The sequence below is a fragment of the Azoarcus sp. PA01 genome (genome assembly GCA_001274695.2).
GTDB lineage: Bacteria > Pseudomonadota > Gammaproteobacteria > Burkholderiales > Rhodocyclaceae > Aromatoleum.
This window is the reverse complement of sequence record LARU01000002.1, coordinates 1,319,951-1,334,378: the sequence shown is the minus strand read 5'-3', so window position 1 is coordinate 1,334,378 and position 14,428 is coordinate 1,319,951. Positions and strand designations below refer to the sequence as shown.

Here is a 14,428-nt window from a genome sequence, read left to right as displayed (position 1 = left end):
AGCTTCACCGGAAGCCGTTCTCCAGGAATGAGTGGTCCGAAGAAATCAGGCAGGTCACACTGATGAAAAAAGCCGGGGACTGACCGGCTCTTTCCTTGGTCTGGCGGGCGGTCAGGTGGCGAGCTGTGCATCCACCTGCGCAAGCTCGTCGCGGCGGCAGGCGTTCAGCAGACGCAGAGCGCCGCCGCAACTCCCGTTTTAAGCGAATGAGGGTCCGGCTCCAATCGGGAGGAAATCATCGGCTGTCAGGTCAATTGCCGTAACTCCGGTCAGGCGGATGACAGTCACGAAACCCTGCTCCGACGCTGTGCCGTCAATATCGATCTGGAGCAGGGTGTCGTTGCTATCTTGGGTCAGACGCAGGAACTGCTGTTCGAACGGATTGCCGCCTTGATAGGCTGCCAAGGTGTAGCTGCTCAGCAGTGATGAGACATCAATCTTGTCTTCTCCGGATTTGAAGTCGGTAACCGAGGCTTCTTGCCAGCCTTCATACGCGTAGAAATACGGGGCGATAAAGTGATCATTGTCAGCACCCCCAGTTGCCACCGTGCCAGAATCGAGCGTTAGCGTGTCGTTGCCCGTGCCGCCATCCAGGGTTGCGCTGCCATACAACTGGTCGTTGCCAGCGCCCCGATCAGAATACTTCCGGTGCTTCCGAAGAGCATATCGTCTCCGTCGTCACCGTTCAGAGTGTCCTGTCCGGTTCCGGCGTGCAGGCGGTCATTGCCTGCACCACCGAAGAGCGTGTCGTTATCGTTGAGTTCATTGAAGCTAAAGTAGTCGTCCTGCAGCTCGTCATCACCGTCACCGCCGTAAAGTTTGTCGACGCCACCCCCCCCGTTCAGGGAGTCATTGCCGCCTCCCCCGTTCAGGGTGTCATTGCCACCCCCCCCGTTTAGGTAGTCATTGTCACCCCCGCCGTGAAGCTCATCGTCGCCTTCATCCCCAGACAGATAGTCGACGCTGCTGCCACCGCGGAGGATGTCGTTCCCTTGGTTGCCGGAGAGCGAGTTGTTACCCTCGCCACCCTCTATGAGATCGTGGCCATGAGCCCCGTGGAGGCTGTCGTTTCCCTCCAATCCGTAAACGGTATCGTCGCCTAAACTGCCGAACAGGGTGTCGTCTCCCTCAGTGCCTGTAATAACTTGTTCCTTAGTGTCTGCACCGGGAGGAAGCGGATCGGGTGATGCCGGTGTTGGTGGCGCAGGTGTCGGTGCCTCTACCGCCGATGCGAACACACTATCAGGGAGAATCAGCGTCGGTGGAACTACCACTTCGGGTGGAATAACGAGAAACTGTCCAGGAAGGGGTGTAAAGTCAATTGGGATAGGGGTATTGGCAGGCGGTGCCCAGTTTTCAGGCCGTTCGAACTGTGGCATGAAGGGCGCTACACTTTCCACTCGGGCAATCGCTTTGTCGATCTGACCAGAAGCCAGCAGCTGCGTGAAAGTCGAATCTTCTGCAAAGTCTTGTAGGCTGATTCCATTCCCCAAACTACGGCGTTCCGATATGCCGTAAGACAACAAGTGATCAAATGCGGAAATCTGGCCATTTTTGACGGCTTCATCTACGTCACGGTTGGCAGCCATGTACTTCTGCAGATCGATGACCGGGCTTACGACTCTGGGTTCCCTGGAACCAAACAGCAGGAAGTGTTCGATGGCCGAGATCGTGCCTTGCGAAACGGCCTCTGCAACATCAGGGTTCTGCTGCAAATAAAATGCTGGATTGAAGATAGTGCTTGCAGTGCGACCTTCGCTTACACCGAAAAGTGAGAAATGCTCGAACGCGGTCGACACACCTTGCGCTACCGCCTGCGCCACATCCGGGTTCTCGGTCAAATAAACCTCGGGGTCAAAAAGTGGGCTTGGTGAGCGCCCTTCAATCTGGCCATAAAGCTCGAAATGTGTACGTGCATCGATTAACCCAGCCCTTACTGCCTGAGCCACATCGGGGTAACGAGCCAAATACCAGTCTTCATTGAAAAGAGCGTTCATTTCTGATCCTTATGGTGATGTGGCGCTTTCCGGTTTGAAAAAATACTAACTTTCTAAAAAAGTAATGTCAGATAACAGCGTATTGGCACTCGGGCTGACGGAAGAACGATTTGACGAGGCTCGGCAGTCGTTGAATCCGACGCAGCGCTCCGAGCGCCAGCCGCTTCATTTCGTCCTTGTCCTGCACAAGGCGCTTCGAGACCTGGCGCTTCACATGCGCCCACACCTGTTCGTCGGGGTTCAGTTGCGGCGAGTACGGCGGCAGAACGAAGAGCTTGAGTTGACCGTTCAGGCTGTCGACGTAGGCCCGAACCAGCTTGGCCTTGTGAATCGGATGCCCGTCGACGATGACGAAGACGGGCTTTTCGGCGCCGATCATCAGACGCTTGAGGAACTCGCGAAACACCGTGGCGGTGACCGAACCGTCGTGGAGCATGAAGCGAAACTCGCCCTGCGGGCTCACCGCCGAAATCATGTTCAGCGAGAAGCGCCGGCCGGTGACCTCGACCACCAGCGTCTGCCCACGCGGCGCCCACGTCGTGCCGGTATGGTAATCGGAGCGGATGCCCGATTCGTCGGCGAAGTAGATCGTCGCGCCCGCCGCACGCGCTTCCGCGCGAATCGCTGGATAGGTTTCGGCCTCCCATTGCCGCACCAGCGCGGCGTCCTGTTGCCATGGTTGGTAGAGCGGCTTCTGCGCGCTGAATCCGAGCACCTTCAGGAGTCGGCTGACCGTGGCGATCGACAGTGCCTTGCCGAACTGCCGGTTGATCAGCGCGCGGATCAGCGACAACGTCCACAGCCCGAACTCAAACTTGTACTGCAGCGGCGTATGGTCCCGCACGGCCTGCGCGAGCCAGCGCATCTCCTCCGCGCTCACCTTCGACGGACGCCCCAGGATCGGCTTGGCGAGCAGCGCGTTCTGCCCGCCATTGGCAAAGTCGGCCAGCCACCGAAAGACGCTGCGCACGTTCACGCCGAAGGCCGCGGCCACGCTTTGCGCCGTCTGCCCCTCGCGAACCGCCCTGATCGCCTGTTGGCGCATCACCTGAAGCGAGTGGTGGTCGAGCGCGCGACCGTCCGAGTTCCGTTTGCATTCCATGCGCGTATTGTCCCATGGCATGACGATATTTACGAGAAGATTAGTAAATCGGCATATCGGGGGCACATGAACTGCATCCGATTTCATAGCAGGGTGTTGAAAATAACGTCTTCACCTTCGGCTTCCAGCTTGGCTGGGAAAAATCGACTCTGAAGAACCCCGGCGTGGTTCCCCATGAAGCACGTTCCCGCCGTCTTTCGAGCCGATTCCGCGATCCCAATTGAGCAGCGGAGGTGCGTGCGAATACATGGATGATCTCCTCAGGAGTCCAAGTTTTCGTCCGCACCTCCAGTGGGTCAGTATTACTCGGGCGCTAACACCCATGCCGCACTTCGAATCGCGCGCGAGCGCCAACGAATTACGGTGCCAGCAAATTGCCCAGTCGCGTCAGCTTATACGTGGCGAAATTTAGCAGCGTGCGCGCGCGACTCTTGTCCAGGCCGCGTGCCATCAAACGACGCAGCGTGCCGATATCCTTCACCCAGCCGAAGGCTTCCTCGATCATCTTTCGACGACCCAGACTGACTGTGTAGCCTTCGGTGGTCTTGATGTGCTCGGGCACGGCGCTGCCCCGGGGTCTTGGCAGCCACGTGCGGGGCAATGCCCAGTGCCGTCAGGGCGCCCACGAAGTTGGCGGTGTCGTAACTGAGCCGCACGCGCCGTTGCCCGGCTCTCAGGTGTACCCGAGCGTGTAACCTGCGACTGTGTAGGACAACCCCGCGCGCGAGGGAACGATGGAGATGATTCAACTTCCACTGTACGTGAAAGTGGGCCGTCCGCGCACGAGGGGAGCAAGAGTTCGGCTTGGTCGCGTTTGAAACGCGAGCAAGCACGTCCCCGCGCACGAGGTGCAATTTCAGATGCGACCCTTTGCCGGCCGCATCCTGCCACGGGCCTTCCCCGTTGCCGAAAAGGCGCTTTTTTTCTAATCGTTCCCCAGTCGTTCCCCAATCCCAAAAAAGCAAAACGCCAACCCGAAGGATTGGCGTAAGTGCCTGATTCTGGTGGTGGGGGCACTAGGATTCGAACCTAGGACCTACTGATTAAGAGTCAGCTGCTCTACCAGCTGAGCTATACCCCCGGTTCCGTGTTTGTGGTAGGCCGTGCGGGATTCGAACCTGCGACCAACGGATTAAAAGTCCGCTGCTCTACCAGCTGAGCTAACGACCCAAACCTAGAAGGATTGCGATTCTAGGGAATGCTGCCGGGCGCGTCAAGTTATCGAGGATAAAGCGGGATAAATCTTTTTCTCGGGACGCGATTTTCGCGCGGCGATACGTCGTGGTCATGCGTGGAGAGGGCCGCGCTGGCGATCAACCCGGATCGAATGCAGGTCGTATGCGGCAGTCACGGCCGGAATGCGGAAGTCGTGTGACGCAGGCAGGCTACTGGTAGGGGGTCGGATCGGCGATGCCCGCAGCTTCGAACCCGGCTTTGCGCAGGCGGCATGCGTCGCACACGCCGCAGGCCCGACCGGTGTCATCGGCCTGGTAGCATGAGACGGTCTGGGCGTAGTCGACGCCGAGGGCTGTTCCCCACCGGATGATCTCGGCTTTGGACAGCCGGATCAGCGGTGCGTGGATCGCGATGCGTGCGCCTTCGATGCCTGCCTTGGTGGCGAGGTTGGCCATCGCTTCGAAGGCGGCGATGAATTCCGGGCGGCAGTCCGGGTAGCCGGAGTAATCGACGGCGTTGACGCCGACGTAGATGTCGCGCGCCTCGAGAACTTCCGCCCACGCGAGCGCGATCGACAACATCACGGTGTTGCGGGCCGGCACGTAGGTGACGGGAATGCCGCCGACCGCCCCTTCGACCGGCACCGGAATCGACGAATCGGTCAGCGCCGAACCGCCGAATTCGCCGAGGCTGACGTGGGCGACCCGGTGCTCGCAGGCGCCCAGGCTGTGCGCGACGCGCCGTGCCGCGGCCAGTTCGGAGGTGTGGCGCTGGCCGTAAGCGATCGACAGCGCGTAGCACTCGAAGCCCGCGTCGCGGGCGATCGCGAGGCAGGTTGCGGAGTCGAGGCCGCCGGAGAGCAGCACGATGGCGCGTTTCGGTTCAGTCATGATGAGGTCCGATCGAGCGGTTGGGAGGAATGCGGTGCGCCGGATCGTGGATCGGCCACCGGCAGAGCAGGCGGCGATCCCTGGCCGGGGTCCGCGCTATCGCCCGCGGGCGTCGTTCCAGAGAATCTTGTGCAGCTGAAGCTGGAAGCGCACGGGGAGGCGGTCACGCACGATCCATTCGGCGAGCTGCGCAGGGTCGAGTTTTCCCTGTACCGGCGACAGCAGGACCGTGCAGCGCTGCGCAAGCTGATGGTCGGCGAGGCGCTGGATCGCCCACTCGTAGTCGCGGCGGTCGGCGAGGACGATCTTCACTTCGTCACGCTCGTTCAGGTGCGCGAGGTTGTCCCAGCGATTGCGCGCGACTTCGCCCGAACCGGGCGCTTTCAGGTCCATGACGCGCGACACGCGCGGGTCGACCGCGGCGATGTCGAGCGCGCCGCTCGTTTCGAGCGACACTGAAAGACCGGCGTCGCACAATGCTGCGAGTAGCGTGAGGCAGCTTTTCTGCGCGAGCGGTTCGCCGCCGGTGACGCAGACGTGATCGAGGCCATGCCCGAGGACTTCTTCGACGATCGAGCCCAAGCTGCGGCTCTCGCCGCCCTGGAAGGCGTACTCGGTATCGCACCATACGCAGCGCAGCGGGCATCCGGTCAGCCGCACGAAAACGGTGGGCAGGCCGACGCGCGTCGATTCTCCCTGAAGGGACGCGAAGATCTCGGTGAGCCGCACCTTCGCGTCGTGGCTGTCGCTTGCGTGCTGCATCGCGGAACGGTTTAACGCTTTACGCCGAGCCGCTGCCGGGCCGCCTGCGCAGCGGAGCTGTCGGGAAACTGCTCGACGAGTTTTTTCAGTGTTTCCTGCGAGGTCTTCGCGTCGCCCAGTGCCTGCTGGCTGTTCGCCAGGCCGAGCATCGCATCGGGTGCCGCCGAGTCCTGCGGCCAGGTTTTGAGGACGGTGTTGAAATAGGTGCTTGCTGCGGCGACTTCCTTGGCCTGTAGCGCGGCATTGCCGGCCCAGAAGTGCGCGCCGGGCAGGAAAGTGCTTTGCGGATGCTGCCTGATGAACTGCTCGAAAGCGCTCAGCGCGTCCTTGTACCGGCCCTCCTTGAGGAGATTCAGCGCGGCCTCGTACTGGGCCGACTCGGCGGCAGGGTCGGACGGAGGCGCGTTCGGCGCCAAGGCGGCGGACGCGGCGCGGTTGCTTTCGATCTGGCGCACGCGCGTGTCGAGATCGACGTAGAAGTCGCGCTGGCGCTGCTTGAGTGATTCGACTTCGTGCAGCAGGACTTCGAGTTGCCCGTGCAGCCGGGAAATCTCGGCCTTCAGCAGCTCGTTCTGGCTCGCCAGTTCGAGCTGCCCGCGGCTGCTCGCCTCCAGCCGCTCGAGGCGGCCGTTCAATTCCATCCGCATGTCGGATATCGCCCGCCGCGCCTCGTCGTCGGTGAAAAGACCCGCTTGCGCGGGCCCCATCGACGACAATGCGACGAGCATTGCCAGCGGCAGGAGGCGTTTCATCAGAACTCGCCCGAATACAGCATGTCGCCGCGGCGGTTCTGCGCGAAGCACGATTCATTGCTTTCGCCGCAACGCGGTTTTTCTTCGCCGAGGCTGACCGATTCGATCTGCGATTCCTTCGCACCCAGCAGCGTCAGCGCCTGGCGCACTGCATCGGCCCGCTTCTGGCCCAGCGCGAGGTTGTATTCACGGCTGCCGAGTTCGTCGGTGTTGCCCTGGATCAGCATCTTCATCTGCGGGTTCTGCACGAGGAAACGTGCATGGGCCTCGACCAGCGGACGGGCTTCGGGCTTGATGACGAACTGGTCGAAGTCGAAGAACACGCTGCGCTTCGACAGGATGTTGTTCGGGTCGGTCAGGGCGGCGATGCCCGAACCGGCCATGCTCGGTGCGGTGACGGTCGCGACGCCAGGGGCGCCGGTCGAGCGGTCTTCGACAGCGGTGCCGCCTGCCTGATCGAAAGTCCCGGTGCTGCTGCAAGCGGCCAGCAATGTGACGAGCAGTGCGGGCAGAACGAATTTCTTCATGAATTTTCCTTGTAATGAGACGAACAGCAGTGGTTGTTACCTAGTGAGCGGTCCCCATGAGGGTTCGCGCACATCGGCCGCCTGCACCGAAAGACGCTGTTTCACCCGGCCGTCGGACGACACTGCCGCGAGGACTCCGCGTCCGCCACTTTCGGTGGCGTATAGGATCATGCGGCCGTTGGGAGCGAAGCTGGGTGACTCGTCGCGTGACGAGTCGGTGAGGATCGTGGTCTGACGGGTCGCGAGGTCCATCACCGCGACCTGAAAGCGTCCGTTGTTGCGAGTGATGAAGGCGAGGCTGCGGCCGTCCGGGGACAGGCGCGGCGTGACGCTGTAATTGCCTTCGAAAGTCACCCGCTGGGCACTGCCGCCCGAGGCTGGAATCCGGTAGATCTGCGCGCTGCCGCCGCGGTCGGAGCTGAAATAGATCCATTCTCCGTCGGGCGACCATGCCGGTTCGGTGTCGATTCCCGGGGAAGTCGCCATCCGCCGCAGGCCGGAGCCGTCCGCGTTGAGGACATACAACTGGGACTGGCCGTCCTTCGTCAGCACGACTGCGAGCCGCTGGCCGTCGGGGGCCCACGTCGGCGCCGAGTTCGAGCCCTTGAAGTTCGCGACGACCTGGCGCTGGCCGGTTGCCAGCGTATGCACATACACGACGGGCTTCTTGGCCTCGAACGACACGTAGGCGAGCCGCTGGCCGTCCGGCGCCCAGGCCGGCGAGATGATCGGTTCGCGCGACGCGAGCGCGGTCTGCGCGTTCATTCCGTCGGCGTCGGCGATCTGCAGTTCGTAGCGCGGGCCGCTCTTCACGACATAGGCGATGCGGGTCGCGAAGTAGCCCGGCTGGCCGGTGAGCTTCTCGTACACGAAATCGGCAATGCGATGCGCCGTCGCGCGGTTCTGCGCCGGCGTCATGCGCAGCGACAGCCCGCCGAGTTCGCTCTGCTTCTGCGTGTCGAACAAGCGGAAGCGCACGTCGTAGCGGCCGTCGGCTTGCGGGTAGAGGCTTCCCGCGAGCACCGCGTCGGCGCCGCGGGCGCGCACGCCGGCAAGATCCGGCACCGCCGTTGCGGGCAGCGTGACGAGCCCCATGTCGACGAGGCTGAACAGGCCGCTGCGCTCCAAGTCCGCGCGCACCACATCCGTGATGCCTCGCGGCAGGGATCCTTCGTTCTCGAAAAGCGGAATGGCGACCGGAAATCGCGTTGCGCCCGCGCCCGTGATTTCGATCGAAAGCTGCGCCTGAGCGGCCCACGAGAGGGTCGCAAGGGCGGCGGCGAGCAGCAGGCGGAAACGGGAGAGGAGGATATTCATGGCGTGGCGGTGGCCGTCAATTGGCAATTATAACGAACGAATCCGGACAACAGGCGCAAGGAAGACGACACGCACGCCTTAGTCCTCGTCGAGAGGCTTGAACTTCAGTTCGAGCGTGCGCTGGAAAAGTTCCTTCGCTTCGGGCAGGGGCAGCGGACTCGAGCGGCGGATCGCGCGTTCGATCGCCTCGTCGAGCGCGGGGATGCCGGACGAACGCTTGAGCCGGATCGCAAGCACTTCTCCGCTCGGCAGCTGGTCCAGCTCGAAAACGGCTTCGGGGTTTCCGCTCAGGCCGGGAGGGCGCAGCAGATTGCCGCGCACCTTCGTGCGCACGGCATTCTCATAGGCGTCGCCGGCGGCACGGTTACGCGCGGCCGACGCACGAGCGGCGTCGGCGCGCATCATCCGTTCGAGCTGGGTACGTTCGGTTTCCTGCGCCAGGCGCTGCGCCATGTAGTCGTCTTTCGGCGGCACGACCGGTTCGGGTTTTTTCGGCTCCGGTTTCGCCGGTTCCGGCTTCGGTTCGGGCTTCTTTGGTTCCGGCTTGGGTTCGGGTTTCTTCGGCTCCGGCGGTTCCGGTTTCTTCGGCTCCGGCGGCTTGGGCTCCGGTTTCGGTTCGGGCTTCTTCGGCTCCGGTTTCGGAGGTTCGGGTTTCGGCGGTTCCGGCTTGGGTTCCGGCTTGACCGGTTTCTTCACCTCGGGCGCCTTCATCGCAATGTCGGGCTTTGCCTGCGCTTTCGGGGGTTCGGGTTTCGGGGGTTCGGGTCTCGGGGCCGGCTTCGGCGGCTCGGGTTCGGGCTCGGGCTTCGGTTCCGGCGCGGGAATCGGCTTCGGCTCGGGCTTCGGTTCGGGCTTCGGTTCGGGTTTCGGTTCCGGCGGCGGGGCGGGGCGGGCCGGAACGGCGGCCACCAGGTCGACTTCGAGCGCTGCGGGCGGAGCGCTTTGCCAGCGCACGCCGAGCACGAGAAACGCGACGAGGCCGAGATGGACGGCAATCGTCAGCGCGAGCGATGCCCATTTTCCCGGCTCGTCGCGGGGGGAATTCGGCACTGCGCCGTTCATCGCCCGCTGCTGCCCGCCTGCGTCTGCAGGCCGACCTTCTGTATCCCCGCCTGGCGCAGGCCGTTGAGCGTGTCCATGACTTTCTCGTAGCTGACCTTGCGGTCGGCGGCGATGACCACCGGCTGGAGCGGGTTGCGCTCGATCGCGCGGCGCAGTTCGCGCACCAGTTCGTTATTGCTCATCGCCTGCTCGGTCGCACCGCCCGTCGCCTTGAGGGCGAGCGAACCGTCGCGCTTGACGACGACGAGCATCGCCTCGAGCGGAGTCTGCGGCACCTGGTCGACGGTCGGCAGGTCGACACTGCCGGTCTGGATCATCGGCGCGGTGACCATGAATATGACGAGGAGGACCAGCATGACGTCGATGTACGGCACGACGTTGATCTGGTTCATCAGGCGGCGCTGGCGCATCGCAAAGCCTCCGGCGCTCAGCGCAGCTGGCGCTGCAGGATGTTCGAGAACTCTTCCATGAAGCTTTCGAAGCGGATGCCGACCCGGTCGATGTCGTGGGCGAAGCGGTTATATGCGACCACCGCCGGAATCGCGGCGAACAGGCCGATCGCGGTCGCGACGAGGGCTTCGGCGATGCCGGGCGCGACCTGGGCGAGCGTCGCCGAACTGACGTTGGACAGGCCGCGGAACGCGTTCATGATCCCCCACACGGTGCCGAGCAGGCCGATATACGGCGAGACCGAGCCGACCGAGGCGAGAAACGCGAGGTGGGCTTCGAGATCGTCCATCTCGCGCTGGTAGGTCGCGCGCATCGCGCGCCGGGCGCCATCGATCGTCGCCGCGTGGTCGTGGCTTTTCGCGCGCAGCTTGGTGAATTCGCGGTAGCCCGATTCGAAGATGCGCTCCATGCCGCCGGTCTGATGGCGCGCCGCGGCGGCCGACTGGAACAGCCCGTTGAGATCGCCGCCGCTCCAGAAGTCGCGCTCGAAGCCGTTGGTCTTGCTGCGCGCCGAGCGGATCTGGAACGACTTGCGGAAAATCCAGTACCAGGAAACGAGGGAGAGGCCGGCGAGCAGTGCCATCACCAGCTGCACGAGGACGCTCGCCTGACTGATCAGGCTGATGATGGAGAGGTTTTCGGTGAGGGTCATGCTTGAACGAGTCTTTCCAGTTTCGAGCGTATTTCGGCAGGGAAGGGCGTGGGACGTTTCTTGTCGAGATGGACGCAGGCGATCACGAAGCGGCCATCGAACAGCAGTTCGGTGTCGCGCAGCACGCGTTGCGCAAAAACCAGGCTCGCGCCGCCGACCGTGTCGATGTTCGACACGACATGTAACGCATCATCGAGGAATCCGGGTGACAGATAGTCGGCTTTCACCGAGCGCACGACGAAGGCGATCCGCTGTTGGGCGAGCAGCGCCTGCTGCTCGAAGCCGATTTCCCTGAGGGTTTCAGTGCGTGCGCGCTCGCAAAAGCGCAGGTAGTTGGCGTAATAGACGATGCCGGCGGCATCGGTGTCTTCATAATAGACCCTCAGCGGCAGCGAAAAAACGGTCTTTTCCGCTGCGATCGCAGGGTGGCAAGCGGTTTGCATCGCGGCATTCTAGCCGACTCGCACCGGCGCTGCGAATCCGTTTCCAGGCACATTTTTTTTCAAAATGCAAAGGGTCGCCCGGACGCTGTGCGAGGGGGCGGATCGAGCCGGTGCGCGGGGTGGCGGCCCGATTTGCGCAATGCCCGTTTCCGAAGTGCTATTCTTTGCCGCTTGGCACGATTCACCTAACCCTATCCCCTGGACAGGCTGCGACGTGGTCCTTCCATTTTTCGGCAAGAAGTCCGGTTCCGGCGGCCCGACCAGGAGCGATGCCCCGCGCACGCGGCTTCTTCCGCCCGGGGCGAGCAAGCCGCGGAATTGTCCACGCTGGATTTCAGCGGCGATGCGAACCACGGACTCACGCAGTACGCCGGGCTCATGGAGGTGACGGAAGTCGGAGCCGGTCTCGGCGCGGCGTACGAGGAGGCCGCGGTGCTCTATGCGAATGGTAGTGTCGACGCCGCCGAATCTGTGCTCGCCGCCGTGCTCGACAGCCCGTCGCCCCAGGCTGGCGAGGGGGTGTGGATGATGCTCCTCGATCTTTATCGCCTCACTGGCCAGCGGCAGCGCTTCGAGTCCCGGGTCGTCGATTACGCGACCCGTTTCGAGCGTTCCCCACCGCCGTGGCAGGACCTTTCCAGCGCGCCCGCGCAAGGGCGGCCGAAGGCCGTGCCGTTGCTGAGCCTCTCCGGCACGCTGTCGGGGCAATCGGCGACGCAGTTCGAGCAGATCGGGACGATCGGCAAGAAAAGCGGCGCGATCCGCATCGAACTGAGCCGCTTGCGTTCGGTGGATGAAGTCGGATGCACGCTGTTTCGCAAGCTGCTGCGCGAACTCGCCGCCGAGCGCGTCAAGGTGTCGCTGCTCAAGTGCGGACAGCTTGCCGACATGCTCGCCGGGCAGGTGCACGTCAGTCGGGCCGAAGGGCGGGACGGCTGGCTGTTGCTGCTCGAAATGCTGCAGCACACCGGCGAGCAGGAGCGCTTCGAACAGATCGCGGTCGATTACGCGATAACATTCGAGGAATCCCCGCCGTCGTGGGAACCGAAAATGGAGCGCGAGGCGATCTCCACTGCCGCGATCGAAGCGGCCGTCGCCGCCGCCGAAGGCTTCAGCCTCGAGGGCGAGCTGACGAGCGCGACGACCGAGAGCATCCGCCGGCTGGCCGCTTTCGCCGCGGACCGCCAGCGCTTCGAAGTCGATTGCGCACAGCTGCGGCGGCTCGACTTCGTCAGCGCCGGCACGCTGTTCAACGTCCTCGCGCCGTTGCACGCGCAGGGCAAACAGGTGATTTTGAGAAACGTGAACGCCATGGTCGCCGCACTCCTGCGCGTCATGAGCGTCGATCAGGTCGCGCAGGTGACGCTCCGCGTTTGACGCGGAAGCCGTGCCGCGCGGCGAAGGAAAAATATCGATGGAACAGTATCACGGCACCACTATCCTTTCGGTGCGACGCGGCCGGCGCGTGGCGCTCGGGGGCGACGGGCAGGTCACGCTCGGCAACATCGTCATCAAGGCGAGCGCGCGCAAAGTGCGTCCGATCTACCAGGGCAGGATACTCGCCGGGTTTGCCGGCGGCACGGCCGACGCGTTCACGCTGTTCGAGCGCTTCGAGGCGAAGCTCGAGAAGCACCAGGGCAACGTGCTGCGCAGCGCAGTCGAACTGGCGAAGGACTGGCGCACCGACCGCATGCTGCGCCGGCTCGAGGCGATGCTCGCGGTCGCCGATCCCGACAACTCCCTCGTCATCACCGGCAACGGCGACGTGCTCGAGCCCGAGCAGGGCATCGTCGCGATCGGCAGTGGCGGCGCGTACGCGCAGTCCGCGGCCCGCGCGCTGTTCGAGAACACTGCGCTGCCGCCGGAAGAGATCGTGAAGAAGTCGCTGCAGATCGCCGGCGACCTGTGCATCTATACGAACCAGAGCCACGTAATCGAGGTACTCGAGGGATGACCCAGATGACCCCCCCGGAGATCGTCTCCGAACTCGACAAGCACATTGTCGGCCAGGCGAAGGCGAAGAAGGCCGTCGCGATCGCGTTGCGCAACCGCTGGCGCCGCGCGCAGGTCGAGGAGCCGCTCAGGAGCGAGATCACGCCGAAGAACATCCTGATGATCGGGCCGACCGGTGTCGGCAAGACCGAGATCGCGCGCCGGCTCGCGCGGCTCGCGAACGCGCCGTTCATCAAGATCGAGGCGACGAAATTCACCGAAGTCGGCTACGTCGGCCGCGACGTCGACACGATCATCCGCGACCTCGCCGAAATCGCCGTCAAGGACGGACGCGAACGCGCGATGAAGACGGTACGGGATCGCGCGCTCGACGCCGCCGAAGACCGCGTGCTCGACGCGCTGTTGCCGCCGGCCCGTCCGGTCGGCCTCAACGAGCCCGAACCGGCGGATTCGAGCACGCGGCAGAAATTCCGTAAGCGGCTGCGCGAAGGCGAACTCGACGACAAGGAGATCGACATCGAAGTCGCCGCGCAGGGGATGACGGCCGAAATTTTCGCCCCGCCCGGAATGGAAGAGCTCACGCAGCAGATCCAGGGGATGTTCCAGAACCTCGGGGGCGGCAAGAAGAAGCTGCGCAAGATGAAGATCGGCGAGGCGCTGAAGGCGCTGACCGACGAGGAGGCGGCGCGGCTCATCAACGACGAGGAAGTCAAGGCCGAGGCCGTGCGCGCGGTTGAGCAGAACGGCATCGTGTTCCTCGACGAGATCGACAAGGTCGCGTCGCGCTCGGAAGGGCAGGGCGCGGACGTGTCGCGCCAGGGCGTGCAGCGCGACCTGCTGCCGCTCGTCGAAGGCACGACGATCTCGACGAAGTACGGCATGATCAAGACCGATCACATCCTGTTCATCGCCAGCGGCGCGTTCCACCTCGCCAAGCCGAGCGACCTGATTCCCGAACTGCAGGGGCGCCTGCCGATCCGCGTCGAGCTCGAGAGCCTGTCGGTCGAGGATTTCCAGTGCATCCTGACGCAGACCGACGCGTGCCTCGTGCGCCAGTACCAGGCGCTGCTCGCGACCGACGGCGTGGCGCTGCAGTTCACCGACGACGGCATCCGCCGTCTCGCCGAGATCGCGTACCAGGTCAATGAGAAGACCGAGAACATCGGCGCGCGCCGCCTCTATACGGTGATGGAAAAGCTGCTCGAGGAAATCTCGTTCGACGCCGGGAGGATCGGCCTGGACAAGCTCCTCGTCGATGCCGCGTACGTCGACGCGCGGCTCGAGATTCTCGCGCAGCGCGAGGATCTCGCGCGCTACGTGCTCTAGCCCGGCGCCAGACGGCGGT

General features: G+C 63.6%; 16 protein-coding genes and 2 tRNA genes. 3 read left to right on the top strand and 15 right to left on the bottom strand.

The window, feature by feature from the left end:
* Positions 1 to 198: 198 nt before the first annotated feature.
* The 15 genes from PA01_18695 to ybgC all read right to left on the bottom strand — a co-directional run bounded on the left by PA01_18695 (position 199) and on the right by ybgC (position 11,130).
* Positions 199 to 612, bottom strand: coding sequence for a type I secretion C-terminal target domain-containing protein (locus tag PA01_18695; GenBank protein ID KAI5913069.1), 414 nt, complete (start codon positions 610 to 612; stop codon positions 199 to 201).
* The gene (locus tag PA01_18690) at positions 564 to 1,997 is read right to left on the bottom strand and encodes a calcium-binding protein (protein ID KAI5913068.1); all 1,434 of its coding nucleotides are present in this window, start codon (positions 1,995 to 1,997) and stop codon (positions 564 to 566) included. The genes PA01_18695 and PA01_18690 overlap by 49 nt, the downstream gene beginning before the upstream one ends.
* Before the next feature lie 67 nt (positions 1,998 to 2,064).
* A complete protein-coding gene (locus PA01_07135) occupies positions 2,065 to 3,099 on the bottom strand; it encodes an IS630 family transposase (protein KON82363.1) in 1,035 nt (344 codons plus the stop codon).
* Positions 3,100 to 3,457: 358 nt separating this feature from the next.
* Complete coding sequence (locus PA01_18685; protein KAI5913067.1) at positions 3,458 to 3,661, bottom strand: transposase; 204 nt, start codon at positions 3,659 to 3,661, stop codon at positions 3,458 to 3,460.
* Between the two features lie 443 nt (positions 3,662 to 4,104).
* Positions 4,105 to 4,180, bottom strand: a tRNA-Lys gene (locus tag PA01_07130).
* Between the two features lie 13 nt (positions 4,181 to 4,193).
* Positions 4,194 to 4,269 (bottom strand) — tRNA-Lys (locus tag PA01_07125).
* Positions 4,270 to 4,484: 215 nt separating this feature from the next.
* On the bottom strand, positions 4,485 to 5,165 hold the full coding sequence (queC, locus tag PA01_07120; GenBank protein ID KON81409.1) for a 7-cyano-7-deazaguanine synthase QueC: 681 nt from the start codon (positions 5,163 to 5,165) through the stop codon (positions 4,485 to 4,487).
* A gap of 96 nt (positions 5,166 to 5,261) precedes the next feature.
* The gene (gene queE, locus PA01_07115; GenBank protein ID KON81408.1) at positions 5,262 to 5,927 is read right to left on the bottom strand and encodes a 7-carboxy-7-deazaguanine synthase QueE; all 666 of its coding nucleotides are present in this window, start codon (positions 5,925 to 5,927) and stop codon (positions 5,262 to 5,264) included.
* 11 nt (positions 5,928 to 5,938) lie between these two features.
* Positions 5,939 to 6,679, bottom strand: a complete 741-nt coding sequence (ybgF, locus tag PA01_07110; protein ID KON81407.1) for a tol-pal system protein YbgF — start codon at positions 6,677 to 6,679, stop codon at positions 5,939 to 5,941.
* Positions 6,679 to 7,206 (bottom strand): peptidoglycan-associated lipoprotein Pal, encoded by a 528-nt coding sequence (gene pal / locus PA01_07105; GenBank protein ID KON81406.1) that lies wholly within the window; start codon positions 7,204 to 7,206, stop codon positions 6,679 to 6,681. Before pal ends, ybgF begins: the two co-directional genes overlap by 1 nt.
* 36 nt (positions 7,207 to 7,242) lie before the next feature.
* Positions 7,243 to 8,523, bottom strand: a complete 1,281-nt coding sequence (gene tolB, locus PA01_07100; GenBank protein KON81405.1) for a Tol-Pal system beta propeller repeat protein TolB — start codon at positions 8,521 to 8,523, stop codon at positions 7,243 to 7,245.
* A gap of 78 nt (positions 8,524 to 8,601) precedes the next feature.
* Complete coding sequence (locus PA01_07095) at positions 8,602 to 9,585, bottom strand: TonB C-terminal domain-containing protein (GenBank protein ID KON81404.1); 984 nt, start codon at positions 9,583 to 9,585, stop codon at positions 8,602 to 8,604.
* Positions 9,582 to 9,995 (bottom strand): protein TolR, encoded by a 414-nt coding sequence (gene tolR / locus PA01_07090; GenBank protein KON81403.1) that lies wholly within the window; start codon positions 9,993 to 9,995, stop codon positions 9,582 to 9,584. Before tolR ends, PA01_07095 begins: the two co-directional genes overlap by 4 nt.
* 17 nt (positions 9,996 to 10,012) lie before the next feature.
* Positions 10,013 to 10,687, bottom strand: coding sequence for a protein TolQ (gene tolQ / locus PA01_07085; GenBank protein KON81402.1), 675 nt, complete (start codon positions 10,685 to 10,687; stop codon positions 10,013 to 10,015).
* Complete coding sequence (gene ybgC / locus PA01_07080; GenBank protein ID KON81401.1) at positions 10,684 to 11,130, bottom strand: tol-pal system-associated acyl-CoA thioesterase; 447 nt, start codon at positions 11,128 to 11,130, stop codon at positions 10,684 to 10,686. The genes tolQ and ybgC overlap by 4 nt, the downstream gene beginning before the upstream one ends.
* Before the next feature lie 318 nt (positions 11,131 to 11,448).
* Here ybgC and PA01_07075 point away from each other — a divergent pair, with 318 nt between their 5' ends.
* From PA01_07075 to hslU, 3 genes are read left to right on the top strand one after another with little or no spacing between them, the layout of a single operon-like run.
* Positions 11,449 to 12,507, top strand: coding sequence for an STAS domain-containing protein (locus PA01_07075; GenBank protein KAI5913066.1), 1,059 nt, complete (start codon positions 11,449 to 11,451; stop codon positions 12,505 to 12,507).
* A 37-nt stretch (positions 12,508 to 12,544) separates the two neighbouring features.
* The gene (gene hslV, locus PA01_07070; protein KON81400.1) at positions 12,545 to 13,084 is read left to right on the top strand and encodes an ATP-dependent protease subunit HslV; all 540 of its coding nucleotides are present in this window, start codon (positions 12,545 to 12,547) and stop codon (positions 13,082 to 13,084) included.
* Positions 13,081 to 14,409, top strand: a complete 1,329-nt coding sequence (gene hslU, locus PA01_07065; protein ID KON81399.1) for an ATP-dependent protease ATPase subunit HslU — start codon at positions 13,081 to 13,083, stop codon at positions 14,407 to 14,409. Before hslV ends, hslU begins: the two co-directional genes overlap by 4 nt.
* Positions 14,410 to 14,428: the final 19 nt, after the last annotated feature.

Coding starts and splice junctions, on each gene's coding strand:
- PA01_18690 (KAI5913068.1), bottom strand. CDS start 1,997: ATGAACGCTCTTTTCAATGAAGACTGGTATTTGGCTCGTTACCCCGAT.
- PA01_07135 (KON82363.1), bottom strand. CDS start 3,099: ATGGAATGCAAACGGAACTCGGACGGTCGCGCGCTCGACCACCACTCG.
- queC (KON81409.1), bottom strand. CDS start 5,165: ATGACTGAACCGAAACGCGCCATCGTGCTGCTCTCCGGCGGCCTCGAC.
- queE (KON81408.1), bottom strand. CDS start 5,927: ATGCAGCACGCAAGCGACAGCCACGACGCGAAGGTGCGGCTCACCGAG.
- ybgF (KON81407.1), bottom strand. CDS start 6,679: ATGAAACGCCTCCTGCCGCTGGCAATGCTCGTCGCATTGTCGTCGATG.
- pal (KON81406.1), bottom strand. CDS start 7,206: ATGAAGAAATTCGTTCTGCCCGCACTGCTCGTCACATTGCTGGCCGCT.
- tolB (KON81405.1), bottom strand. CDS start 8,523: ATGAATATCCTCCTCTCCCGTTTCCGCCTGCTGCTCGCCGCCGCCCTT.
- PA01_07095 (KON81404.1), bottom strand. CDS start 9,585: ATGAACGGCGCAGTGCCGAATTCCCCCCGCGACGAGCCGGGAAAATGG.
- tolR (KON81403.1), bottom strand. CDS start 9,995: ATGCGCCAGCGCCGCCTGATGAACCAGATCAACGTCGTGCCGTACATC.
- tolQ (KON81402.1), bottom strand. CDS start 10,687: ATGACCCTCACCGAAAACCTCTCCATCATCAGCCTGATCAGTCAGGCG.
- ybgC (KON81401.1), bottom strand. CDS start 11,130: ATGCAAACCGCTTGCCACCCTGCGATCGCAGCGGAAAAGACCGTTTTT.
- hslV (KON81400.1), top strand. CDS start 12,545: ATGGAACAGTATCACGGCACCACTATCCTTTCGGTGCGACGCGGCCGG.
- hslU (KON81399.1), top strand. CDS start 13,081: ATGACCCAGATGACCCCCCCGGAGATCGTCTCCGAACTCGACAAGCAC.